Genomic DNA, 24979 nt, shown 5'->3' with positions numbered 1-24979 from the left:
ACGGCGAGCCCATCAGCCTCCTCGCGGCGGCCCGTCGCCAGAGCCTGTCTACCTTCGCCATTCCTCGGTGTACACCCGTCCGAACCGATCTGTGGCTTCGACTAGGACGACTCGCTCACGGCCCGTCAACGCGACACGGAAGAGATGATCCGTGGGGACCGGCTCGACCCACTCGCGCCGCGGCGGCAGGTCAGGCCCGGTGTGCAGCTCCACACTCAGGGGATCGAGTCCGCGGTGGCGCTCCATCTCGCCTCGAGGCTCGCCGTCGACGAACCAGCGGACCGTCCATTCGGGGTCCCAGTTCCAGATGTTGGCGATCAGCTCGCCGGGGGCGGCCGGATTGGACCCCGTGCGGTAGAGACGCATCTGGTGATCGGCGGGGTAGCCGGTGGCCTTGTAACGCCAACGCACCTCCTCGCCGCGGATCGAGTAGACGCAATAGCCGTTGGGGGTGCCGTCGAAGCAGATCGGGCCGCTCCACCAGGCGCCGCAGACGGCCGCGGTGACGTGCTCGTGCGTGCCCTGCTCGAAGACGTGCTCGCTCTCGTGCGTGTGGCCCGTCAGGATGTGCGCGTTGAAGGGCTCGAGGAGGCGGTAGAGCGCGTCGCGGTTGACGACCGCAACGTTGGTGCGCGGCTTCTCGTCGCCCATGCGAGTGTGCCGGCTGCCCAGGACGGGAATGTGGGTGGCGACGATCACGGTCGAGCCTGGTTCCACCCTCGCCAGGTCCTGCTCCAGCCAGGCCAGGACGTCGGCTCCGAGGTATCCCAGATATCCCTCGCCGTACCAGAAGACGTCATCGAGCACCACGTAGTGGACGGCGCCCCGGTTGAAGGAGTACCACGTGGGCCCGAAGTGGTCGCTGAAGGTCTCGGCCGACGCGCGGTCGGTGAAGCTATGGAAATCGAGGTCGTGATTGCCGACCACCTGGAAGAAGGGAACCTCCATCATGCGCACCCCGCGCTCGTAGTCGGGATAGAGGTAGAGGTTGTCGTACATGATGTCGCCGCACGAGATGCCGAAAACGTGCTCGCCGCCGAGCCCGGCGATCGTTTCGCTGATATCGGGCACCGACTGGCCCAGGAAGAGGCCGGTCTCCCGCTCGTCCTGCGCCTGAATGTCGCCGAGGAGGAGCAGGGTGTGGTCGTCCTGGGGCACCGGGTCGGGTTCGAGGTCGAAGGTCGCTGTTTGCTGCTGCCGGCCCGACAGCGCCTGGTAGAAGCGGGCGGTCCCGGGGCGGTTGAGGGGGATGCGGTAGCCGGATGGCGGCGTGAACCACACGAACCCGCGCTCGGACCGGGTGAGGATCTCGAAGGTGCCATCTGCGTCAGTGTCCACGACCTGAACGCCGTCCGAGACCGGGACCCGGGGGATGCCGCGGCCGCGGGAGCGCACCACGCCCTGAACGACGATGGGAGAGGAGCGGGTGGTCGGCGCGGCTGGCATGCCGGGCCGAGTCGGTGTCGGCTGGGAACCGAGCGGGGCGTAGGGATCGGCGAGAAGCCCTTCCGGGCGGAGTGCCGCGCCGGCGAAGGCTGCGGCGCCGGTCCTGAGGAAGGTGCGGCGGGAGGTGGCGTGTCGGTTCATGGATCGAATCTGCTTTGCGACGCTACCACTGAGTCGTGGTGACCACCGGGCCAGGTGCGGAACGGCCGCTGGCGATTGTCCCCTTCAGACCCAGCCCAGGCGAGTGCGGCGCCGCCGACGCGCCGCTACCGCACGGCGCCGGCGAGCGCCGCGACCAGGGCCGCGCGGTGGCGGCTGTACTCCGCGTTCGTCGCGTATGGCCAGGCGCTGTGGGTCACGATCACGATGTTGGACGACGGATCCATCCACAGGTACTGGCCGAAGATGCCGATGCCGGCGAAGACGCCGTCGCCGGCCAGCCACCAGAGGTAGCCGTAGCCGTCATAGCCGTCGCTGGGGGTCGTGGACTCCTCCATCCAGCCTTCGGGCAGCACCCGCGTCCCGTCGCGCAGGACGCCGCCGTTCATCGCGAAGATCCCGATCCGGCCGTAGTCGCGGAGCGTCGCGTTGATGCAGCAGCCGCCCAGTTCGCCGCCACCCTCCTCGTGGAGCAGCCAGTTCGCGTCGGCCTCCATGCCGAACGGGCCCCAGATCTTGTGCTCGAGGTAGGTCGAGAGGTTGTTGCCGATCGCCGCCCTCAGCACGGCGCCGGCCATGTTCGTCTCGCCGGTGTTGTAGTTGAAGACCTCGCCCGGAGGATGGAGTTCCTCAAGCCCCGCCATGTACTTCGTCTGCTGAACGATCGGCCCCGGCAACGTCGCGACATCGGACTCGGGATCCGCGTAGTCCTCGTTCCAGCCCACGCCTGAAGCCATCTGGAGTACGTCCCTGATCGACACTTCGTCGTAGCCACCGCCCGAAAGCAACGGCAGGTACTTCGTGACCGGATCGTCGACGCTGTCGATGTAGCCGTCGGCGATCGCGGCGCCGTAGAGCATCGAGACGACGGACTTGGCGATCGAGAACGAGATCCAGCGGCTGTTCTCGTCGTTGCCGAGGCCGTAGCGCTCGAACACGACGTGGTCATCCTTGACGACCAGGAGACCGGCGATCCTGCGATCCTGGACGTAGTCCTCGACCGTGAACGTCTCGCCCTCGACCTCGTAGGTCACCGCCGACAGGTCCCGCGGCACCGGCGGCAGCGGGTACGGATCGTCGGAGGCCTCGAACCAGCGGGCGTCGCCGACGAGGTCCGCATTCCGGTAGCCCGCGACCTGCTGCTCCGGCGTCCAGAACAGCACTTCCTCCCGCGGCCCCAGGTTCTCCAGATCGGGATTCACCGGCTCGGCCGCGCCGGCCGTCTCGGTGTCCGCGACCGGTCCGGCGCAGGCGGCGAACGCCAGCATCATCGCGATTCCGGCGATCAACCACCGGTCGCCCCACCCTCGCCTACTCACGATCCGCTTTCCCCGCCTTCCAGACATTTCATCCTCCTCTTGGTCGGAAGGTCTGATCGTACTCTCCACTGGCCCTCGTAAGGCCGGCGCCGGTAGGCTGACCTCCGATTGCCATGAACGACGAACGAGCCACCGCCGAACCAGCGGCCGCCGCGCTCGCTTCGGTTCACTCCGCCGGCGGCGACGATGGCGTGCGCGAACTGTTCGAGGCCCGCGGCTGGACGGACGGGCTTCCCATCACGCCGCCGACGCCCGAACGCGTGGCGGCCGCTCTCCAGGCCGCGTTCCTGGAGCCGGGCCAGGTGCTGGGCGTGGAGACCGTCCGCGGCCGGGCGATCACGGCGCAGAAGGCGGCGATCAACGCCGTGATGGCCGGCTGTCGCCCCCGCGACTTCGCGGTCGTTGCCGCCGCCGTGGAAGCGATGTGCGACCCGGCCTTCCTGCTTCACGGCGCCACCTCCAGCACCGGCGGTTGCGCCGTGATGATCATCGTGAACGGACCGATTCGCCGGGAACTGGGCATGACCGGGAGGTTCAACGCGCTCGGCGGCGCCGACCGGTCCTCGCTGGCCATTGGCCGGGCCGTGCGGCTCATCCTCCGCAACCTGCTCGGCGTGCGGCCCGGAGAACTCGACCGCTCCACCCTGGGGCATCCCGGCAAGCTCAGCTACTGCCTCGCCGAAGACGAGGAGAACTCACCCTGGCTCTCGCTCGCGACGGAACGCGGCGCGCCTCCTGGCAGTTCGACCGTGACCGTCCTGGCGGCCGGCGCGCCGCGCCAACTCATGAACGAGTGGACGACGGAACCGGAGGCGATCCTGGATACGGTCGCCGCCGAGATTCGCGCCAACATGCTCCACTACTCCATCTGGGCCGGGAATCACTGCCTGGTCCTGCCGCCGCAGTTGCGTGAGCGCTTCGCGGCCGCAAAGTGGACGCGGGCGGACATCCGCGACTACCTGCACCGGCAGGCGCGGGTGCGGCGCGGCGACTGGGAACGGGTCGGCAAGGCAGCCGTGGTCAGCGATGCGAACCGGAACCGCGAGTACCGGGCACTGCAGTCGCCGGACGACCTGCTGATCGTCGCCGCCGGGGGTCCCGCAGGCGGGTTCGCGGCGGTGATTCCGCCCTGGTTCGGCAACAAGTCCCGGGCCGTGACGGCCGGCGTCGGCTTCTGCCTGGAGTGTTGACGCCGATCAGCTACAGGCGGCGCTGAACAGCTCGTCGAGTGCTTCCGCCGACACGACACCCCGGACGCGGGCGCAGACCGAGCCATTCTCCAGCCGGACGACGAAGACCGCGTCCTTGCGGTTCTCGCCGTCGCCGCTCGAGCCGACCAGGGCCCGCCACGCATCCGAGTTCTCCTCGACGATCAAGAACGAGCCGTGCCGATCCTCCGGTACCTCTCCCCGAACGCCGCGTACGACGAAACGACGGATCATCTCCGGTGCCCCGTCGAGGACGATCACCGTGTAGGCGGACCACTCCGCCGCGCGGGGATCGTCTTCCAGAGCGGCTCGCCATGCCCGCGCGCTCCCGTTCGCCGCGCGATGAAAGCTGGCAACGAGCAGGGACCGCCGGCCCAGGTCGGCCGGCGCCAGGATTTGCCGCCCAGCGAGCGTGACCGCCCGTGCCGGATCGCTTGTCCTGTCGGGGCCGTCATCGCCCAGGGCCCCGCTCACGCCCACAGCCGCGAGAGCCAGGATCGCGGAAAGCACCGCCGCCCCGAGCCGGCGGCGGTGCATCACCGAGCGCTCCTGAAGCGCATCACGCGGTACTGCTTCACGCGGGCGAAGCGCTCCGGATCGATCAGCCGGTCGAGCCGATCCAGGCGGCCGGTGAGCGGCCGGGCCAGTCGCCAGCCGAAGCCGGCGAACCGCGGCGACCGGCGCATCGTCGTCTCCCGCAGGAGCTCCACCGCTCCGCGTCCGAAGCGGTCCAGGATGGCTTGGCCCAACCGCAAGGTCGGCAGCACGGCCGGGGTCACATCCTCGTCGACTTCGAGGACGAGACCGGCCTTCGCCGCCCGTCCCAGGAAGTCACCCAGCGGGTGACCGCTCCTCGATTGCTCCCCGTCGTTCGGACGAACGACGAAGTAGTCGCACAGCAGCACGGTTCCACCGGGCGCCAGGGAGCGCTCGACCGCCTCGAACAGTTCTTCGAGCCACACGTACTGAGCCGACTCGCAAAGGAACAGGAGGTCGTAGCGTCGGTCCGGCTCGAACTCCTGAAAGCGGCCGAGGTGGAAGCGTCGATCCGGAAGCCGCGCCGCGAACAGCTCGCCGTGGTAGGGATCAGGCGACAGACCCTCCACGTCGTAGCCGAGGGCGGCCAGGCGTTCGGTGATCGCACCTGTACCGCAGCCGACGTCGAGCACGGACGACACACCCGGGGGCAGCAGTTCGAACAGCCGCTCCACCAGGCGCTCCTGTGCACGGCGCAAACCGGCCAGATCCAGCGGGTCTTCGGCGCTCCATATGCCGAAGTTCAGGTACTCCAGCCCCACGATCCGGTGCAGGCACTTGAGCGAGAAGCTCGTCTTGACCTGGCGCGGGCTGTTCGGATCCGCGGGCCTGCGGAACAACTGTCGGCCCTGGGGCGCGGACGGCCAGCGGCGGCCCGCCGGCTGAACCGAAGCGGCGTCGGCGCCCGCATTCAAACGCCGCGACGGTGGAACGATCTTCAGGCTCACCGGTTTGCCAGTCTACAGGCCGCGATAGGGTGATTCCCTGAACGCCGGAACTTCCCGGTGCGGCCGGTGCGGCGGCGCCGGATCCGTGCAACAAGGAGCATCCATGAAGACGTCGCCCCTCCTCGTCACGTTGACCGTCGCGATCGCTGCCGGCCTTCCCGCCGCGGCAGCGGAGCACCCGCTCGATCCCCTGAGCGACAAGGAGATCTGGCGCACCCTGGTGTTGCTGCGGGACGCGGGCCATCTCGACAGGGACACGAAGTTCTCCCAGTTGACGCTCCAGGAGCCGGCCAAGCAGAACGTCCTGGCCTGGAAGCAGGGCGATCCGATGCCCCGCAGAGCCTACGCACTGGTGCGCAGGGACAAGGACTCCTTCGAGGCGATCGTCGACCTGATCGAAGAGAAAGTCGTCTCCTGGCAATCGCTCGAAGGCGTCGAGCCGAACTGGCACGGCGGCGAGTTCGGATCGCTGACCGACAAGGTGCTGGAGCACCCCGACTTCCTCGCCGGGCTCGAGGCGCGCGGCATCACCGATCTCACCTTCGTCGATTGCGCCGCCGGACCGCGCGGCTACTTCGGGACGGACGAGGAGCGGGGCCGCCGAATCGCCCACGTGAGCTGCAGCGAGCCCGACGGTGTCAGCCAGCATGCGATCGAAGGCCTGGTCGCGGTCGTGGACCTCGAATCCGAGGAAGTGCTCCGCGTCGTCGACGAGGGCCCCGGCCCGATTCGCGCGGTTCCGACAGACTTCGGCGAGATGCTCGGCGAGGAGCGCGAGGTGGCCGGTCCGATCGAGGTGCGTCAGCCGCTCGGACCCGGCTTCGAGATGGATGGCTACGAGGTCGCCTGGCAGAACTGGAGTTTCCACCTCCGTCCGGATCAGCGTACGGGGCTCGTCGTCTCCCTGGTGGACTACCGCGAGGGTTCCGAAGCCACGCCGCGGCGCGTCCTTTACCAGGGCTACCTGTCCGAGATCTTCGTCCCCTACATGGACCCCAGGTTCAACTGGTACACCATGAACTTCATCGATGCCGGCGAGTTCGTGGCGGGCGGTCTCGGCAAACCGTTGATGCCCGGAGACGACTGTCCGGACCACGCCGTCTACATCGACACGACGAAGACCGGCGCCAACGGTCATCCACGCACCGTGCCCGGCACGATCTGCGTCTACGAGCGCGAGACGGGCGATCCTTCCTGGCGGCACTGGTCCTCCGAGCGGCCCGAGAGCCGCAGGAGCCGAGACCTGGTCGTGCGGGTCGGAGGCGTCGTCGGCAACTACGACTACCTGCTCGACTGGATCTTCCGGCAGGACGGTTCGATCGAGGTCCGGGTCGGCGCCACCGGCATTCTCGCCTACGAGACGACCACCGCGGCCTCCGCCGACCGGCCCACGCCTGCCGCCGGACCGGTGAACGCCGGCGCTGCGGACGCCCTGCTCGAGAACGCCTCCGCCGACGCCTACGGACGCTTCGTGCAGGAGAACGTCGTCGCCATCAACCACGATCACTACTTCAGCTTCCGACTCGACATCGACGTCGACGGCACGGACAACCGCTTCGTCGCCGACCGCCTGGTCGCCCGCAGCCTTCCCGACGGCCATCCCCGGCGCAGCCTGTGGGTGCAGGAACCGCGGGTCGCCTCGAGCGAACAGGAGGCCCGGCTCAACATCGACCTGAACCGGCCCACGCTGTGGCGGGTGCAGAGCACGAGTCGCAGGAACGCGGTCGGCTACCCCACCAGCTTCCAGGTGATGCCCGGACGGAACATGAACACGCTGCTATCCGCGGATGACTATCCGCGGAGACGCGCCGGCTTCATCGACCACCACCTCTGGGTGACGCCGCAGCGCGACGGGGAGCGGTTCGCCGCCGGTGACCACCCGACGCTCAGCGAGCCCGGCATGGGTCTGCCGGAATGGACGGAGGCCGACCGGCCGATCCAGGACACGGACATCGTCCTGTGGCACACCGTCGGCATGCACCACCTGCCGCGCGCGGAGGACTGGCCGGTAATGCCGGTCCTGTGGCACGGTTTCGAGCTCCGTCCGTTCGACTTCTTCGACCGCAATCCGGCGCTCGACCTTCCCTGAGCCGCGAAGACCCGGCCTACAGTTCTGTCGCACTACCACTCTCAGCCGAACAGGAATGTTTGGCTGAGATTGACGTGCGGCCGTCCAGGCCCGTCTCCCAAAGCAGCGCCGGGGCCCGTGCCCGCCGAACCAATCCGGCGTTAAGTCGCATAACCGCACCGGTTTCCGCCCCGCGCCGCGACCTCGCATCCGCTCCGGCTCCCGCAGGCCAGCGGCCCCCGCACGGTTGGCACGATTCTCGATACGGCGAACGGGCACGCCAGGGCGTCAGTTCCAGGGACCTGACCTCGCCCGTGCCGCCGGGAGGAAGCACGGGCAAGACGACCAGCCGGGCGGATCAACGACTTGGAGGGACTCGTATGAGCTTCAGAACGCGTGGCCGGACCCTGGGTCTGGGTTCGGCCCTGGGACTCACGTTGCTGCTTGCACTCTTCGGAGCCGCCCCGGCCGCGGCGCAGGAAGGAGTCGATAGCGGCGATACGGCATGGATGCTGACCGCCAGTGCCTTGGTGTTGCTCATGACGCCGGGACTGGCGTTCTTCTACGGCGGACTGGTCCGTCGCAAGAACATCCTCTCGATCCTCATGCAGTGCTTCCTCTGCATGGGACTCATGACGGTGCTCTGGGTCGTCGTCGGCTTCAGCCTCGCCTTCGGCTCGGACGCTCTCGGCGGCGTGATCGGCGGCGGCGACTACTTCCTGCTGGCCGGCCTGAGCCACGACGCCTGGGACGGGACGGGCATTCCCGGACCGCTCTTCATGATCTTCCAGGGCATGTTCGCGATCATCACGCCCGCCCTGATGGTCGGCGCCTTCGCGGAGCGGATGAAGTTCAGCGCCATCTGCCTGTTCATGGGCGCCTGGCTGCTGGTTGTTTACGCGCCGATCTGTCACTGGGTCTGGGGCGGTTCGGAGGGCTTCTTCGGACTCGGCGGCGACGGTGCGCTCGATTTCGCCGGCGGTACGGTCGTTCACATCAACGCTGGCGTTTCGGCCCTGGTGGCGGCGATCGTGCTTGGCCGGCGACGTGACTATCCCGAACATGCTTCCCCGCCGCACAACCTGCCCTTCGCGGTGCTCGGCACGGGCCTCCTCTGGTTCGGATGGTTCGGGTTCAACGCCGGCAGCGCCGTGGCCGCCAACGCTTCGGCCTCCAACGCCTTCGTCGTCACCCAGGTCGCTACCGCAACGGCGGCCGCCACCTGGGGCCTGATCGACTGGTTCAAGGACTCGAAGCCCACGCTTCTGGGTGTCATCACCGGCGCTGTCGCCGGGCTCGTCGCGATCACCCCGGCCTGCGGCTCGGTCAGCGCCATCGGCGCACTCGGCGTCGGCGCCGGCGCTTCCGTGTTCGCCTACCTTGCCGTCACCTGGCTGAAGTCGAAGCTCGGCTACGACGATTCGCTGGACGTCTTCGGCGTCCACGGCGTCGCCGGCATGTGGGGCGCGATCGCCGCCGGCCTCTGGGCCACGGACGTGGTGCCCGGCAACGACACGAACGGCCTCTTCTACGGCAACGCCGGACAGGTTGCGATTCAGCTCAAGGCGGTCGCCTACACCATCGTCTGGGCGGCGGTCGTGTCCTTCATCCTGCTCAAGATCGTCGACCTGATCGTCGGCCTGCGCGTCAGCGACGACGAGGAGCGGATCGGGCTCGACCTCACCGACCACCGCGAAAACGCCTACACCCTGGTCGACTAGGGCAGAAGGAGGAGTGACATGAAGTACATCGTGGCAATCGTTCAGCCCGACCGGATGCAGGAGGTTCTCGACCTCCTGGAAGAGAAGGAGATTCACCTGCTGACCGTCTCCAACGTGATGGGACGAGGCCGCCAGCGGGGAGTAGCCGAGGTCTACCGCGGTCACAAGGAGGCCGGCGCCCTGCTGCGCAAGCTGAAGCTGGAGATCGCGGTGAACGACGACTACGTCGACGTCGTGGTCGACGCGATCACCCAAGGCGCTCAGACCGGCCGGGTCGGCGACGGCAAGATCTTCATCCTGCCGCTCGAAGAGACGATCCGCATCCGAACCGGCGAGACCGGAAACGTCGCGATCGGCTAGGCCCACCGCATCGCACGGCACGCGCGCGCCGGGAGCCTCGCGGCTTCCGGCGCGCGTTTCCGTTCTGGGGCGCCGAGAGCGTGCGGATGCTCAGGCGACCTGGTCGTCGAACAGGCGCTGAAGAGCCGCCATCCGCTCCGCGATCCGGTCCCAGGCGCCGTCCTCGTCCGGCAGTTGGCCAAGGCTGTGCAGCCGGCGCGCCAGAAAGCGAAACCCGCTCGTCTGCCGCTCAGGAATGACCAGATCCTTACTGTGGCCGCGGACGATGCGCAGGCAGTTGATCACCGCGCGCAGCAGTCGATAGCCAGCGGTCACTTCGTCGAACACGTCCCGCGTGATGTAGCCGCGGTCATGAAGCGCCGTGACCGCCTCCAGGGTGTTCGTCTGCCGCACTTCGGGATCGTCCGCGCCGGCCGCGATCTGACGCACCTGGACGAAGTACTCGGCGTCCAGCAGACCGCCGGCACTGAACTTCGCGTTCGTCGTCCCGCGGGCTGTGAGTTCCGAGCGCTGGCGGTTTCTCAGATGCCGGATCCGCGCCAGATCGTGGGGACGCCGATCGAACACGAACTGCCCCCGGTGCGCCTCGATCCGGTCCCGCAGCTCCGGGTCGCCGGCGACCGTGCGCAGCCGTACCAGGGCCTGGCGCTCGTAGGGATCGGCCTCACCCTCGGAGCTGTAGTACGAAGCGAAGCGCTGGAACGATGCGGCCAGCGGCGATGAGGCGCCGCCCGGGCGAAGGCGCCAGTCCAGCTCGAAGATCCCGTCGCGCTTGGCCCGGATCAGTCGCGCCAGCCGCATCGCCGCGCGTTCGTAGGCCTCTCCTGCCCACGCCTGCTCCGCCCGCGGCGCGTCCCAGATGAACATGAGTTCGATGTCCGAGGCATAGCCGAGGTCGCGTCCGCCCCACTTGCCGAGCGCGCACAGGCACCACGTTCCGGGATCATCCGCGCCTCGGAGAACCTCCGTGACCGCCTCCTCGGCCGCGCGCGTGAGGACGACATCGGAGAGCGTCGAGAGTTCGTCTCCGAAATCGCTGAAGTGTTCGATCCGGCGGGTCAGGTGCCGCATGTCGATCCGACCGATCTCGTCGTCCTTGAACCGGTTGAGGGCCTCGTCCGGCGTCTTCCGGCCCTCGAGCGCGGTATCGAGCCGCCGCCTCAGGTCCTCGGCGGCGACGCCCCGGTCCAGGTCGGCCATGTTGGCGAGCAGCGGCATCAGGTTCTCGTGCTGCCGGCGCAGGAACTCCTCCCACAGGTAAGTCCCGGCCCCCAGGACGCGGGCCAGTTCGTCCAGTGACGAGGTGAGCGCCTGGGTCGGATCGGAAACCTGCTCGCACGCCGCGTCGATCAACGCGCCGAACTGACGGAGCGCCAGGTGTGGATTCGGCGCCACGGCCAGCCGTCGGGCGAACTGCTTCATCAGCGTGACCGTCAGCCGCAGCTTGTCGACGTCGACGCGATTCTCGATCTTCCCGCCCTGCCGGGTCGTCACGAACAGCCGGTCACGTACCTCACCGTCCACCGTGTCGAACACGACCTTGTCGATCCAGTAGTCACGGGTCGAAAGTACGTTCGCGAACTCGAACAGGAACATGAAGCTGTCAGGGCTTCGGATCTCGAGAACGGTGCAGTGCTCGTCCGACCGGTTGTCGACCGAGATGGAGATCGGCGGCAGAACCCGGTCCTCATCGGCTCCGGGTTGCGTCTGCCGCGCCGCTTCCATCACCCGCAGCGTGAGCTCCTCGTTGGCGCGCCGCGCCTCGCCCTTCTCGAGCAGCGCCAGCAAGCCGTTCAGATCCCGCTCGAACTCGTTCCAGGAGAAGACGTGCGCAGGCCGGTCCGGAGCCGGCTGGACCTCCGCCGAGTACACGATGCGGGTCGGTCCCTGCTGCGGCCGCGGCGGACTCGAAGGCCTGCGCCGGCGCCGTCTGCCCCGCCGAGGCGCCGGACCTCGGCGCCGCGCCCGCTGAGGCCGGCGATAGAACTCGATGTCGCCCACATCCTGGTACGTGTAGGAGCTGCCGCTCAGGATGGACTGGCCATACGCCGCGAGCAGACCGCAGATTTTGGCGAACTCGCCCTGGTAGTCGTTCGCCACGACCGTCACCCGCCGCGTCGAGCCGACATAGCGCACATCGACCCGGCACAACCGATCGGCGTCGAGCTCCTGGATCATCTCCAGGTGGCGCACCACGTCTTCGACCGGATGCGCCTGGAAGTAGCCTCGCTCCAACCGGCGGAAGTGCTCATCGATGACCTCCGCGGGCAGGTCCGGACACCGATCCCGTACCTGCTGCTTGTGCTCGAGGAGTTCGATCGTCTCGTCGAAGAACTCACCGAAGATCCGGCGCACTTCGGCCGCCGTCTCCTCGTAGCGGCCACCCAGATCGAGGGTGTCGAGCGGCTGGCGCAGTGCGAACGCCACCCGCCACTGGAACGTCGCCCACTGTTTCGGCTCGCGCGGAAGCTGGCGCACGGGAAGATCCCGCTCCAACTGCAGTACGTGCTCGACCACTCGCAGGAAGATGTAGGCCTCGCGCAACCGGTCGTACTCGTCCTGCGTGATCACGCGGTGCGCCCGCAACCGCGACATGGCCCGCAGCGTGTTCGGCGAGCGCAGGCTCTTGTTGGAGGCGCCGTGGTAGAGCTGCAGCAACTGGACGATGAACTCGATGTCGCGGATGCTGCCGGCGCCGAGCTTCACGTTGCCGATCTCGGTGCCCTTGGAGCGGAGCGACTTCTCGATCATCCGCTTCATCTCGAAGACCTCCCGCAGCAGGGTCTCCGGCGATCTATCCGGGTCGAAGACGAACCCCCGCGTACCGTCGATCAGCGCCTCGGCCGCCGCCGCGTCGCCTCCGGCGAAGCGCGCCTTGAGCAGCGCCTGGAACGTCCAGTTCATCCCGTAGCGCTCGTAGAAGCGGAGGTACTGCCCCACCGTCCGCACCAGGGGGCCCATCTTCCCCTCGGGCCGCAGCCGCATGTCCACGCGGAAGACGAAACCGTCGCCCGTGTTGTCGGAGATCAGGCGAATGAACTGCGGCGCCCGCCGCTGCAGCCGGTGCAGGGCCTCCTGGTCGACGTCGTCCGAGGCCACGAACAGGGCGTCGATATCCGAGCTGTAGTTGACCTCCAACCCGCCCCACTTGCCCATTGCGATCACCGCGAACGGTTCCCTGTCCAGGCCGGTCGCATCGAGCGCCCGCTGGACGCAGACATCCGCCACCTGGGAGATCTTCTGCGTCGTCTCCGCGAAGTCGTCGAGGCCGCTGAAGTCGGCTACCGCGACCCGGATCAGCTCCCGATACCGAAGGATGCGGAGCCAGCGGCGTACGTCCTCGTCCGGCGCCGGCCGTAGCGCCGCCATGCGCTCGCGCTGCTCGTCCACCGACTCCTGCTCGACGGGAAAGAGCCCCTCGTCCGCTTCTTGATGCGCGTCGAGCCACCGGGCGTAGGCCGGCGCGTACTCGCGCAGGATGTCGCGCTGGGAGAGTGCGAGCGTCTCGCGCGGATCCTCGGCGTCCTCGACATCCATGGCCGCGAAGGCCTCGATCGCTTGCTCAAGGCGCGAGTTCACGCCGCATCCTCCTCGTCGCTGACCCGCCGGCAGCGGCGGAGGCAAGATGCTAGCGAACGGTGCACCGGCTAGCTTCGACATCGCCGGTATGGTTCACGAAGTCCTGACGGAGGAGTTCGCCATGAGATCAGCTATCGCCATCGCCTGCTCGCTACTCACTTTCGCCTTCCTCGACGCGGCCGCGGCGCAGTCGCACCCCGGTTCTGCCGGCGGCTATCTCACCCCGCCGCAGGAGATCGTCGACATCCTCGACGCGCCGCCGACTCCCGGCGTGCTCGTGAGCCCGAACCGGGACGTGATTCTGCTGACGGAGGGACGAAGCATGCCGCCGATCTCCTGGCAGGCGCGGCCGCTGGAGCGTCTGGCGGGCTACCGGATCGACCCGCGCAACAGCGGACCCTGGCGGGCGCCCGAGACCGCGGCGCTGACGATTCGCCGCGTCGACGGCGAGCCGGTCGACGGCGGCCTCCGGATTGAGGCGCCCCGCGGCACAACGCTCGGCTGGCCGCGGTTCTCACCCGACGGCGCTCACCTCTCCTACGCCGTCCTCCGCGACACGGGGATCGAGCTCTGGGTCGTCGACATCGGGAGCGGCAAGCCGAGAGCGCTTACTTCGGCATCGCTCAATGCGACGTGGGGGAACCCGTGCGAATGGCTGTTCGATTCGAGCGGCGTGCTCTGCCGCTTCCGGGTGCCCGGAAGGGGCGCGCCGCCGTCGCCGCCGCGCCAGCCCGACGGACCGAACATCCAGGAGCACGATGGGCGCCTGTCGCCGGTACGCACCTACCAGGACCTGCTCGCGAACGCCCACGACGAAGCGCTGTTCGAGTACCACTTCACGAGCCGGATCGAGACAGTCGACCTGGCCACCGGGAAGCGGACCCAGATCGGCGAGCCCGGCCTCTTCATGCGTGTCTCCGGCGCTCCGGACAGCCGCCAGGTGCTCGTCGAGCGGCTCGAGCGTCCCTTCTCCTGGCTACATCCGGCGAGCCGCTTCCCGCGTGCAGTTGAAGTGTGGACCCGGGACGGCGGCAAGGTCGCAACCGTGGCGAACCTGCCGCTCGCCGACGCCGTGCCGATCGGCGGCGTTCCCACCGGGCCGCGAGGTCACCGCTGGAATCCCACGGCGCCGGCCACGCTCGTCTGGAGCGAGGCGCAGGACGGCGGCGACCCGAAGGCCGAGGTTCCGCACCGCGACCATCTGTTCGCGGTCGACGCGCCGTTCGACGGCGAACCGCGGGAGCTGACCCGCACGGAGTACCGCTTCACGGGGATCGGCTGGACAGCCGACGGCACCGCCCTGGTCAACGAGTACGACCGCGAGACCCGCTGGTTCCGTACCTCCTTGCTCGATGTCGGCGGCGACGAGCCGCGGACGCTGTTCGACCGTAGCGCCGAGGATCGCTACGGCGATCCGGGGTTCCCGTGGCAGCGGCCTGGGGGCGGCACCGCGAGCTCCGTGGTCCTGCAGGACGGCGACAGCATCTACCTCGTCGGCCGCGGCGCCTCGCCCGAAGGCGACCTGCCCTTCGTCGACCGTCTGAATCTCGACACCCTGGCCACGGAGCGCCTTTTCCGCAGTGAGTCCGGGACCTATGAAACGGCTGTTGCCGTGCTTTCGGCAGACGGCGGCTCGCTCCTGACCCGCCGCGAGAGCACCACGGAGCCGCCCAACTACTTCGCGACGGACCTCTCGACAGGCGACCGGCGCGCCCTGACCGACTTCAGCGACCCGGCGCCGATCCTCCGGCAGGTCGAAAAGCGGCTACTGACCTACGAGCGCGAGGACGGAGTCGGCCTGTCGGCGACCCTCTACCTGCCGCCCGGCTACCAGGAGGGCGACCGCCCGCCGATGCTGCTCTGGGCCTATCCGCGCGAGTTCACGAACGTCAACGCGGCGAGCCAGGTGACCGGCTCGCCCCACCGTTTCACCACCCTGCGCGGCGCCTCGCATCTGCTGCTACTGACCCAGGGCTACGCGATCCTGGACGGACCGGCGATGCCGATCGTCGGCGAGGGCGAGACGGCGAACGACACCTACGTCGAGCAGCTCGTCTCGAGCGCGAAGGCGGCGATCGACAGGGTCGTCGAACTCGGCGTCGCCGACCCCGACCGGATCGCCATCGGCGGCCACAGCTACGGCGCCTTCATGACCGCCAACCTGCTCGCCCACTCCGACCTGTTCGCGGCCGGCATCGCCCGCAGCGGCGCCTACAACCGGTCACTCACCCCGTTCGGCTTCCAGAACGGCATCGCTACAGACCAACTAAGGTCTTGAAAACAAAGGACTTTAGGCGACACTCTAACGGTTGTGTCCCCTTCCTAGTCCCCGTGCTCGTCGCTTCCCCAGAGCTACCTGTCTGTAGCGAGTTTCCCTCGGCAACCGGCGCGGGTCTGGATTTCTGGCAGCTTCTTCGAGGCGGAGCGCGCTGGTGGGCTCTTGCAAGTCCGGTGATGGCTCTGCGCCCTACCAGTCCGCCCGCTTGATACCAACGATCTCACCGAGACTGCAAAGGACGCAGCCGCACTCACCGTGTTGACCCGAACGGCGCTTGTCGGACTCCAGGCTCAGGCTCGCGGCAACGACGCCGATCACTAGGAGTAGCCAGAACATCGTCTGAGCGTAGCACCGGCGGGCGAGAGGCAAGAAGGCCATCGGCGCGAAGTCATGCAAGCTAACTTAGCCTGACCAGTCGACAGCCTCGACGGAGTCGGCACCGCACGCCGAAACGCCGAACGCGCGCAGGACTCGATCGCGGCCGGCTCCGAGGACCGCTCCGCCCGGCGCGTTACGGCGGGGCCGTCCGCAACCTGGGAACGACGCCGGTCAGGTTGCCACGGGAGAACATCGTCCCCAGCGGTCCTTCCTCCGCTTCCACGCCTGCCGGGATCAGCGGCACGGTCAACTCGTCCTCCCCCCGATCCCTGGCGACCAGGGGCGCGGCGAACGGCACCGAAGCGTTGATCCAGTACCACACACCGTCCTCGAAACCGTCCGCCTCCAGGTGGCCCGCGATCGCGGCGCCGTCGCTGTCGAAGCAGCGCCGGGGCAGCAGGGTGACGATGATCCCGTCCTCGCCGGGTTCCAGCGTGAACGTCTCCGCTTCGCCGTCTCCGCACGACAGGCGGACCTCCGCCGATTCGCCGTCTAGCGGCCGGCCGACGATCCCGCCGCGGCCCTTCCAGTACGGCGCTACGTGCGCGCCGTCGCCTTCCATGTCGACCAGGTGCGGAACGATGCCCATCATCCCGTTCCCCTCGTGGACCATCAGGGTGCCGTAGAGCCTCCCGGTGACCTCCCGGACGAAGCGGGAGTCGCCCGACGGGCTCGCGGTGACGCCGCCGGGGACCGGCGGCCTCAGCTCGCCGTTGAGCGACGCTTTGACGACCAGCGGGGCGACCGCCACGTTCCGGTCGCCGTTGAGCCAGTACCAGCCGCCGTCCTCGATCCCCTCGAAGATCAGGTCCCCCGGGTACGGTCGCCCGTCCTTACCGAGGCACCGTTGAATGTCCCGCACGATCAGGCCGTCGTCGCCGGCGTACTCCCGGCTCGTGCGGCGACGTCCGCCGCAGTGGATCCGGACCACCGCCGACCGGCCGTCGGACGGGCGGACGACGAAGCCGCCGTTGCCCTGCCAGTACGGCGCCAGCCACGGCACCACGGGCGTGCCGCTGGCGGTGGGCGACCAGGGGCCTTTGCCGGCGTCGCTTAGTGCCTGGACGCGGACCTCGTAGAGCGTGCCGTTGTCGAGCCCGTCGATCGTGTGGCGAATGACGCTGCTGTCGATCGCATAGTCGTCGCCGGCAGCCAAGTGCACGACGGTCCAGTCCTCGGCGCTGGCTTCGCGCCAGTTCAGGTTGTAGCCCGTGACCGGCAGGGAACGCTCGCCGGTGACCGGCGGCCTCCAACTGACGTGGAGTCCGGAGGGACGGGGTGTCACCTGGAGCCGCTCGGGAACGGCCGGTGGGTCCGCGGGGGGTTCAGGCGGCGCACTTGCTTCGTAGCCGTAGATGGCGAACTGGATCACGTAAGCCTGAACGATCCAAGAACCCACGCTGTTCCAGCTCCGGCCGAGCGCTGCGTCCGCAGCGCTCCAGCCCGCCGCGCCGTTCTCCAGTGTGGACGCCGTTGTCCTGAACGCTGTGTCGGTGGTCGGGTTCCCGCTGACGTCGATCACGATGTGGTACGTCGTGCCGGCAGCCAGGTCGATGCCGGAGGCGGATGTGAACTGGACGGTCCCGAACGAAGTGGGCAGGGCCGGGTTCGTCAGTGTGCCCACGATCGTTCCCGGACTCCCGGACGAGTCCGACTGGATGGTCATGCTGTAGGCCGGCAACGTGCCGCCAACCCTCTGCATCCTCAGGTCCACCCTGGTCAGCCTGTAGCCGGCCGCGGAGTCGCCAGTCGTGAACGCCTGGCGATAGTCAGCGTTCAGGCGCGGAATGGTGGCGCTCGTCGTCTGATCGAGGTTGCCCACCAGTTGGACCACCGTCTGCGCCTGCGCCGCCCCGGGCAGCGACAGCGTCAGGGCGAGGGCTGCGAGCGTGTATGCGCCCGCTCTGCGGACACGGGCGCGCGGCCTTGAGAAGCGTGCGCCATCGACCAAGACGCTGGCTGGCTGGCTGGCTGGCTGGCTGGCTGGGCAAGAATCATGCCTATTCGTCTCCTCGCGCTCAAGCTCAAGTGGGGTTGTCTTCGGTCCCGCAAAGCTTGACAGGAAGTGAATCTCCCTGCATCTCGCATTTGTTAGATAGCTTCAGCCGATCCAGGCAAGCCGACGGACCTCTGCCCACGGTGGAACTCGCCCTGGCGGAGGGCCGGCCACATGCAGGTCATCCGCGGGCCTATGTCCGTCCAGGCTGGTCAAAACGCGGCCCCACAATCCCTCGACCCGCTCCACGAGCGCCGTGCTGGCCAGCCGCGTACCGATCGACACATAGCACTTGATAAGTGTCGACGAAGCAAGACCCGCGAGCGCACGCCCGATCCGCGGCCCGCCGTAAGAAGCGGCGGTCCAAGCGGGTCACCGGAGTCGGAATGCCCTGCCGTGGGGCGCGGCCGCGAAGGAGTTGCCGCACTCAGCGCGGCAGGAGTAGTGGGCGCGGCACAGTGCGCCTAGCTAGCTAGCGCCTCCAGAACCGGTTGTCAGCCGACGACGAACGGGCTTGTGGGCCGGAGGCGTAGCGAGGGCCGAGGCCTGACCGCCAACGCGTTCACCGGTCCCGATCGAACCCGTCGCGGTCTCGGTCCTCCCTGGCGATCTGGCGGAGCCTGTTCACCGTCCTCTCGACGCCTGGACGATTGAGTTCATGTCGGCTTCGAGCCGACTGTACGCGCTCGCCAGCCTCTCGTACTCGGCCACGAGCTGCTGATAGTCGCTCAGCAAAGCGTCGACCCGACCGTTCAACTGCGAGACGGACGCGTTCAGCTGCCTGACGGAGGCGGCGTGCTCGGCGTCGAGCCTCTTCAAGGATGCGGCGAGCAAGCGCTCCAGTTCGGTCATCGTCTACTCCACCTCCTGGCTCAGTTCGTCGAGCGTCTGGTTCCGATCTTCGATCTGCTGGTCGAGGTAGTCGAGGAGTTCGATCTTCTCCCTGATCTCGCGGTGCTGCCACTGCCCGACCGCCCAGAGACTCGACCAGATGCCCATGCAGACTCCGAGGCCGATCACCAGGCTCCGGATCCACTGCGCCGCGATCGACCGGCGGGCCTGCTGGCGGATAGCGCTCGTGGTTTGCGTCAGCTCGTGCCCGGCATATCGCCTCAAGGTCTCGCCAAGCTCGCGCAGCTGCTCTTTCGCTGCGTCCTGCATCTGGCGGCCGTAGGTCTCGATCGCCTCCTGGTCTGTCGCCGTCTGCTCTTTCAACCTGTCGGCGAAGCTCGGCGGCTTGGAAGTCTTGCTCATAGAGGGTTCCTTTCAGCCGCAACCGCTGCCCGGTCTCCGGGTGGGCCACGGTCAGATAGTTCTTGCCCTGGCGCGGCACCTCGTAGCCGGCCTCCTCGAACGCGGCGACCACGCCGGCGCGGTCGTGGACGAGACCCGCGGCGACCCGCTGGCGGAGGTAGTCGTCGATGGCGTCTCGGTCGGCGGCGTCGGCCGGGAACCGGCCCGGCCGGGTGGACCGGGCGCGGGCCGGGTCGTCCGGCCGCGCCCAGCCGTGTTCGTGGTTCAGCGCACGCTCGAGCAGGCCGTAGGTCCTCTCCCAGCCGGGAGGGGCGATGTTGTGGCTCTTGCCGGTCTCAAGCTCCACGCGGGCGGCCAGGACATGCACGTGCGCGCCGCCGTCATCGTCCCGGTGAAGCACCGCCGACCAGGCGTAGCGGTCCGGCTCGAGGCCGGACCAGGAGACGTACTCGAACTGGTCGAGCGTCTCCTCGATCTCCCGGTCCGTCGGGTCATCCTCGGGCGCCCAGGCGATCACGGCGCTGCGGTAGCGGTGCTCGAAGTCCAGGGAGTCGGCGACCTGGGCGACCTGGTGCGGATCGCCGCGCAGCACCGTGACCTCGGCCCGCTCCTTGCCGGCGTGATCCCGGTCGGCGAGGAGATAGTCCGCCGCGGCCGCCGCGCTGCCCTGGCCGTGCTTGGCGAACGTGATCAGCACGGGCCTTCCTCCTCGCGCGGCGGAACGTGGGGATCGCGGGTCAGCGTCAGTTCGCGGACCTCGCGATCGAGGGCGACCAGGTGTGCGATCACCTGGGCCGCGTCGGCGGCGCCGCGGTAGCGGTTCGCCCAGCGGGCGATCTGGTTCAGGTTGTTCCCGATGCGGGCAACCTGCCGCGAGCGCTCGCGCACCGCCGCGGAGTCCTCCGCGGTCCATGTGCGGGTCCGGCGCATCGCCGCCCGCATCAACTCCGAGAGCGTCGTGCCGGCGCTCTCGGCCTTGGCCCGCCACTCCGCCAGCTCGGCCGCGGTGACGCGGCAGTGCGCGATCGCTGTGCGGTGGGGCGTGGCCATGTCTGGGCGGGGGGTTCGACGGGGGGGCCGCAGGCCCTCCCTCGCTAGCCCCTCGGGCGGAGTGAGCGCAGCGAGCGTAGCACGTGGGGTCTGCTAGCTTCTGACTCGGACACCGGGCAAGGCCGGGACAGCCAGCTGCGCCGACCGCCCCAGCTAGGCTGCACGTTCCAAGGCGGCAGTGATCCTACGCTACTACGAAGAGCGGGCCGCCCGGCGTCCTCCGCCGCTGGTTCTCGCCCTTCTGACCACAAGGGAGGAACGAGAGCTATCCAAGCTACGAAGACTGGATCTGGCGCGCGGCAAGCCTCCACGCCCCCGGTCTCAGAGGTCGTCCGGGCTCAGACCTGTTCTCTTGGCGATCCGAGACAACATGCGCGGCCCGATCTCTTCACCGGACCGAAACGCGAACACGTACTTCGCCCAACCGCGGCGCGAGAGAGTCTTGTGAGATCCCGAGGAGCGCTCGACGCGCCAACCGATGCGCAACAGGGCCGCCAGCACGCGTCGAGCCTTGACGGCTGGCCAGGCGCTCACGCGGCGGCGAACTGGATGGTGTTCGGCCTCGGCGAGGGTTCACCTTGTTCCAACCGCTCGGCAACAACGCGAAGCGCCAACGCCTTCACTCGCCTCGTTGCGTCTTCGCGGCTCTCGCCGTACGCCATCGCGCCCGGGAGCTCAATGACCTCCGCAAGCCAGCGGCCATCGTCCTCGCACTCTGTTTCGATCGTCAACCGCATCTGCCTCGCCGGGTCGGTCAGGAGGGAGATTCTAGCAACACCGCGAACAGGCACCTGCTGTGTAGAGTCTCATTGCGGATCGACCGCATCCGCCCAAGCCTGCATGACTTCGCGTCGCTGTTCGAGTAGGTCGGAGCGCTGATACGCAGCCTCCACCTGGTTTCGAACCACATGACCAAGCGCCTGCTCCGCCACTTCGCGGCGAACGTCCGTCTCCGCCGCCCACGACCGGAAGCTGGATCGGAGACCATGGGGAGTCCCGGAAAGATCGAGATCTCGAAACAGCTTCCCGATCGTTCTATCCGCCACTGGGCGACCTGCTCTCTGACCGTTGAACACGAGACCCTCGCCGCCAGTCAGGGTGCCCGCCCTCTCTAGTACCTCGATAGCCTGTCGGCTCAACGGAATGCGATGATCCCGACCCGTCTTGGTCCGCGGACCAGGGATGCACCAGACGGCAGCCTCCGTGCTTATCTCTCCCCACCTCGCTAGCCGTACCTCTCCCGTCCTGGCCGCCGTCAAGGTCAAGAAGCGTACTGCCAGCTTCGTCCCAACGGCGGCCCGGGAACTCTGCACACGTTCAAGTGCATCGCCGAGCTCTGCATGCGGAATAGCTCTGTGGTGCCGCGTGAGACCCGTTCTGCGTGGGAGCGCCGCTCGAACGGGAGGACAGGGATCATCGTCACGCAAGCCCTCCGCCACCGCCCACTTCAGAACCGTCGATACTCGGCGCAGCACACGGTCAGCCGTTGCGTGCTTCTCCAGCCAGATTGGCAGGACGACCGCCAGCACATCGCTAGCCTGCACATCGGCCACCGGCCGATCTAAGAGTGCGGGCATGTAGGCGCGGGCGGTCTGCCGCCAACCGGCCTCAGTAGATGACCCTTTCTTCCAGGATCGCCGCTGAATCTCGATCACGCGCTCGAGGGCTTCCCCGAACGACAGCCCTGCCCGATTCTTCACTCTCGGGTCGATCCCCGACACAGAAAGGCGGCGATACTCGAACGCGCGTTCCCTAGCCTCGCGGAGCGTCACATACCTGACGCTACCGAGGCCCAGTTCAACAGCTCGACCTCGAACCGTGCCCCGCCACGTCCATCGCTTGGCGCCGGTCGGTGTCACACGGAGAATCAGTCCATGTCCACCGCCGTCGTAGTGCCGTCCCGATCGCGCCGCCCTTACGTAGGCTACCGTCAACCGTCGGTTCTTTCTCCCCACTTTGAGCCCCTTTTCTGTCCCCTTTTGTCCCCTTCTATCCCCTGACAGGCTAGCTAAGCGGACGATAGCACAGGAGGGCCTATGAACCGACTAAATCCCCATAAACACTGGCTTTTCTTCCAGTCCACGACAGCATGTGACATCCACGGATAGGCATAGTACTTCTTCCAGAACGAACGCCGCACCTTCTGGGAAGCCCAGCACATCTACGCCGCCATGTCGCCGTTCTTCCACGCCGAGAAGGTGAACGAGCCGATCCTGCTCACCCACGGCGAAATCGACAACAACTCCGGCACCTTCCCGATCCAGTCCGAGCGCTTCTACCAGGCCCTGAAGGGCCACGGCGCCACAGTGCGCTACGTCACGATGCCCCACGAGTCCCACGGCTACGCGGCGCGGGAGTCGGTGCTACATGTCGTAGCCGAAATGCTGAACTGGTGCGACCGCTACCTGCGTAAGGGGCAGTGAATCAGGGCTGGGGAGCAGGGCCGCATCGGCGGATTCCTCGATGACCCGGTCGAGCTCCAGCTCGACACTCTCCGCGTCGGGCGGCGTCTCGACTTCGCCCGTCGTCACGAGGTCGAGCAACCGGCCCTCCTCGTCGAAGGCGCGGAAGACCGATCCCTCGCCGGACAGGTCGGCCATCCAGAAATGGGGCTCGCTCGCCGAGCGCGCGATGTACCAGCGTTCCTCGGCATCGACCGTGCGAGCGTCCACGCCCATCGTACCGTCGCCCAGGTAGAGCACGCCCTCGTCCGGCCCGACGACCTCGCCGAGCCGGATCGGATGGCTGCGCTTGAGGACGTGGTCGTGGTTCTCCAGCGCCACCGTCAACCCGCCCCGATCGAAGACCCCCTCCCACGCTTCGCGCGCCTTGGCCGAAGCCTCATAAGACCGATGGGCCGGATAGAGCGGGACGTGGTAGAGCGCGACCCTGTTCGGCAGATCGGCGTCGGCCGCCAGGTGGGCCTCCAGCCACGAAGCCTGGTCTGCGTGGGCCACGAGGTGGCCGGTGTCCAGGACGTAGAGCGCGCCAGCGGCGCCCAGGCCGCGGCGAAAGTACGTCGCGCCGCCGGCGTCGGCGGAGTTCCCGGGCGCCTGGTTTTGCGCGAACAGCCCGAAGAAGAACGGCGCCTTCCGTTCCGCCGGCGCCGACACGGGAACCCCGCCGTCGCGGCCGACGTTGACCTCGTGGTTGCCGATCGCCAGCACCATCGGAACCGTGTGGCCTTCCGGCGTGATCAGTGCTTCGGTGACGTACTCGAGCCACGTCCGCCAGCGCGGCCACCTCGAAACGAGCCCGTTCGCGTACGCTAGGTCACCGCCGATGACGAGCATGTGCGGCGACCGCCGCGACGCCTCAGCCAGAAGCGCCAGCGAAAGCGGTTCCGTGCCAACGTCGCCGCCCGCCGCCATACGGACCGGGCCATCGCGCGGCACGGTACGGAAGCTGCGCACGTTGCCCAGGGGCCGGCCCTCGGCCGTTGTCGTGAAGTCGTAGCTGGCGCCGGGTTCCAGGTCGCGCAGCTCAAAGTGGAACACGCGAACGCCCGGGACGCCTTCGATCTCGACGGCTGTCCCCGCAACCGAGGAGGACTGACCCTCCGTCCCCGACGGACGCCATTCGACGCTTGCCGCCCCTGGCAGTCTCTGGTCCGAGCCGTCCGCCTCGACGACCAGGTTCACGGTCATCGTCGTCGACGTGTCGCCCTGCCAGGTCAGGTGGACCGAGTGCCAGGGCGGCTCGCCGCCTGGGGCGGAGCATCCCGCAACGAGGAGCGCCGCGAGAAGGACGGTCGATGGCGTTGAGAGTCGCAGACGTCGAACACTAGCGCGAAAGAAGCTACGGTGCGGCTTCACGGAGTTGCTCCATCACGGCCTGCGCGTTCTCCGGCCGCCCGAGGTGCAGTCCCATGCCCGGCATCGGCGCCACCGGCACGAGAACGCGAGCGACACCCAGCTCGGCCAGCGAACGCAGACCCGACAGGTCCTCGCCGATGCCCGTGGTGATCTCGAGCGCGTCCGGGTCGCGGCCATGCTCGGCGGCCACGTCCCGGGCGAGGCCGATCAGTTCGGCCGAGGCCCCCCGCGCGGGGAAGAACCCGTCTCCCAGCCGGCCCGCGCGTCGCGCCGCCGGCTTCGAGTGGCCGCCGACGATGATCGGAACGCTGCCGCTGACCGGCTGCGGGCGGCAGTACGCGGCGTCGAAGTGGACGAAGTCACCGTGGTAGGTCGGCCGCTCGGCGCCCCAGAGCTCGCGCATCGCCTCGATGTACTCATCCGTGCGCCGTCCACGATCGGCGAAGGAGGCGCCGATCGCGTCGAACTCCTCCTTCAGCCAGCCGACGCCGATCCCCAGCAGGAGCCGTCCTCCGGTCAGGTGATCGAGGGTCGCGATCTGTTTGGCCGCGACCACCGGATTGTGCTGGGGCACGATCAGGATGCCCGTCGCGAGCCGGATCCGCCGCGTCTGCGAACTGACGTAGGCCATCCAGATCAAGGGATCGGGCAGCGGAAAGTCGTCGCGGCCTCCGGCCATCTTGCCATCCGGCGAGTAGGGATAGGCCGATTCGTACCCGCCGGGCACGACTGTGTGTTCCACCGTCCAGATCGACTCGAAGCCCGCCTCGTCCGCGGCAACTGCCAACTCCACCGCCAGGCCGGGGTCGACGAAGCGACCCGTGTTGCAGTACCTGAGTCCGAATCTCATAGGCGACGCAGTGT

The 24979-nt window shown here is 68.2% G+C and carries 19 protein-coding genes and 1 pseudogene; 6 read left to right on the top strand and 14 right to left on the bottom strand.

The features are described from left to right. Nucleotides 1-48: 48 nt before the first annotated feature. Entirely contained in the window at nucleotides 49-1587 is a 1539-nt protein-coding gene (locus tag OXG83_02300; GenBank protein MCY3963844.1) for a calcineurin-like phosphoesterase family protein, read from the bottom strand. A gap of 125 nt (nucleotides 1588-1712) precedes the next feature. Further along, nucleotides 1713-2924 (bottom strand): serine hydrolase, encoded by a 1212-nt coding sequence (locus OXG83_02295; protein ID MCY3963843.1) that lies wholly within the window; start codon nucleotides 2922-2924, stop codon nucleotides 1713-1715. Nucleotides 2925-3037: 113 nt separating this feature from the next. Between OXG83_02295 and OXG83_02290 the strand changes: the two genes are divergently transcribed. Continuing rightward, complete coding sequence (locus tag OXG83_02290) at nucleotides 3038-4114, top strand: hypothetical protein (protein ID MCY3963842.1); 1077 nt, start codon at nucleotides 3038-3040, stop codon at nucleotides 4112-4114. Between the two features lie 6 nt (nucleotides 4115-4120). Here OXG83_02290 and OXG83_02285 read toward each other — a convergent pair whose 3' ends face one another. Further along, nucleotides 4121-4669, bottom strand: coding sequence for a hypothetical protein (locus tag OXG83_02285; protein MCY3963841.1), 549 nt, complete (start codon nucleotides 4667-4669; stop codon nucleotides 4121-4123). Further along, nucleotides 4669-5616 (bottom strand): class I SAM-dependent methyltransferase, encoded by a 948-nt coding sequence (locus OXG83_02280; GenBank protein ID MCY3963840.1) that lies wholly within the window; start codon nucleotides 5614-5616, stop codon nucleotides 4669-4671. Before OXG83_02280 ends, OXG83_02285 begins: the two co-directional genes overlap by 1 nt. Before the next feature lie 103 nt (nucleotides 5617-5719). Between OXG83_02280 and OXG83_02275 the strand changes: the two genes are divergently transcribed. The 3 genes from OXG83_02275 to OXG83_02265 all read left to right on the top strand — a co-directional run bounded on the left by OXG83_02275 (nucleotide 5720) and on the right by OXG83_02265 (nucleotide 9765). Next, nucleotides 5720-7705 (top strand): hypothetical protein, encoded by a 1986-nt coding sequence (locus OXG83_02275; GenBank protein ID MCY3963839.1) that lies wholly within the window; start codon nucleotides 5720-5722, stop codon nucleotides 7703-7705. 359 nt (nucleotides 7706-8064) lie between these two features. Next, nucleotides 8065-9405 (top strand): ammonium transporter, encoded by a 1341-nt coding sequence (locus tag OXG83_02270; protein ID MCY3963838.1) that lies wholly within the window; start codon nucleotides 8065-8067, stop codon nucleotides 9403-9405. A gap of 18 nt (nucleotides 9406-9423) precedes the next feature. Beyond that, nucleotides 9424-9765: a P-II family nitrogen regulator gene (locus OXG83_02265; GenBank protein ID MCY3963837.1), complete on the top strand. Its 342-nt coding sequence runs from the start codon at nucleotides 9424-9426 to the stop codon at nucleotides 9763-9765. A 90-nt stretch (nucleotides 9766-9855) separates the two neighbouring features. On the opposite strand, the gene OXG83_02260 is transcribed toward OXG83_02265, so the two are convergent. Further along, complete coding sequence (locus tag OXG83_02260; GenBank protein ID MCY3963836.1) at nucleotides 9856-13344, bottom strand: hypothetical protein; 3489 nt, start codon at nucleotides 13342-13344, stop codon at nucleotides 9856-9858. A gap of 121 nt (nucleotides 13345-13465) precedes the next feature. Between OXG83_02260 and OXG83_02255 the strand changes: the two genes are divergently transcribed. Beyond that, nucleotides 13466-15622 carry a prolyl oligopeptidase family serine peptidase gene (locus OXG83_02255; protein MCY3963835.1) on the top strand — a complete coding sequence of 719 codons (2157 nt, stop codon included), beginning with the start codon at nucleotides 13466-13468 and terminating at the stop codon, nucleotides 15620-15622. A gap of 511 nt (nucleotides 15623-16133) precedes the next feature. Here the strand turns inward: OXG83_02255 and OXG83_02250 are convergent. The 7 genes from OXG83_02250 to OXG83_02220 form a co-directional block, all read right to left on the bottom strand. Continuing rightward, nucleotides 16134-17951: a fibronectin type III domain-containing protein gene (locus tag OXG83_02250; GenBank protein ID MCY3963834.1), complete on the bottom strand. Its 1818-nt coding sequence runs from the start codon at nucleotides 17949-17951 to the stop codon at nucleotides 16134-16136. A 669-nt stretch (nucleotides 17952-18620) separates the two neighbouring features. After that, nucleotides 18621-18848 (bottom strand): hypothetical protein, encoded by a 228-nt coding sequence (locus OXG83_02245; protein MCY3963833.1) that lies wholly within the window; start codon nucleotides 18846-18848, stop codon nucleotides 18621-18623. 3 nt (nucleotides 18849-18851) lie between these two features. After that, complete coding sequence (locus tag OXG83_02240; GenBank protein MCY3963832.1) at nucleotides 18852-19250, bottom strand: hypothetical protein; 399 nt, start codon at nucleotides 19248-19250, stop codon at nucleotides 18852-18854. A gap of 690 nt (nucleotides 19251-19940) precedes the next feature. Then, nucleotides 19941-20300 (bottom strand): MobC family plasmid mobilization relaxosome protein, encoded by a 360-nt coding sequence (locus OXG83_02235; GenBank protein ID MCY3963831.1) that lies wholly within the window; start codon nucleotides 20298-20300, stop codon nucleotides 19941-19943. Nucleotides 20301-20621: 321 nt separating this feature from the next. Beyond that, nucleotides 20622-20834, bottom strand: a complete 213-nt coding sequence (locus OXG83_02230) for a type II toxin-antitoxin system HicA family toxin (GenBank protein ID MCY3963830.1) — start codon at nucleotides 20832-20834, stop codon at nucleotides 20622-20624. Further along, nucleotides 20831-21037: a type II toxin-antitoxin system HicB family antitoxin gene (locus OXG83_02225; GenBank protein MCY3963829.1), complete on the bottom strand. Its 207-nt coding sequence runs from the start codon at nucleotides 21035-21037 to the stop codon at nucleotides 20831-20833. Before OXG83_02225 ends, OXG83_02230 begins: the two co-directional genes overlap by 4 nt. A 69-nt stretch (nucleotides 21038-21106) precedes the next feature. Continuing rightward, the gene (locus OXG83_02220) at nucleotides 21107-22234 is read right to left on the bottom strand and encodes a tyrosine-type recombinase/integrase (protein MCY3963828.1); all 1128 of its coding nucleotides are present in this window, start codon (nucleotides 22232-22234) and stop codon (nucleotides 21107-21109) included. A 180-nt stretch (nucleotides 22235-22414) separates the two neighbouring features. On the opposite strand from OXG83_02220, the pseudogene OXG83_02215 reads away from it, so the two are divergent. Further along, nucleotides 22415-22723: pseudogene (locus OXG83_02215) on the top strand (prolyl oligopeptidase family serine peptidase). On the opposite strand, the gene OXG83_02210 reads toward OXG83_02215, so the two are convergent. Together OXG83_02210 and OXG83_02205 are read right to left on the bottom strand one after the other, a co-directional pair. Next, nucleotides 22664-24115, bottom strand: a complete 1452-nt coding sequence (locus OXG83_02210) for a metallophosphoesterase family protein (protein MCY3963827.1) — start codon at nucleotides 24113-24115, stop codon at nucleotides 22664-22666. The pseudogene OXG83_02215 and the gene OXG83_02210 overlap by 60 nt on opposite strands. Next, the gene (locus OXG83_02205; GenBank protein MCY3963826.1) at nucleotides 24099-24965 is read right to left on the bottom strand and encodes an LLM class F420-dependent oxidoreductase; all 867 of its coding nucleotides are present in this window, start codon (nucleotides 24963-24965) and stop codon (nucleotides 24099-24101) included. Before OXG83_02205 ends, OXG83_02210 begins: the two co-directional genes overlap by 17 nt. Between the last annotated feature and the right edge of the window lie 14 nt (nucleotides 24966-24979).

It is taken from the genome of Acidobacteriota bacterium (assembly GCA_026707545.1).
GTDB lineage: Bacteria > Acidobacteriota > Thermoanaerobaculia > Multivoradales > Multivoraceae > Multivorans.
The sequence above is the reverse complement of the archived record's forward strand: the minus strand, read 5'-3'. Positions and strand labels throughout refer to the sequence as shown.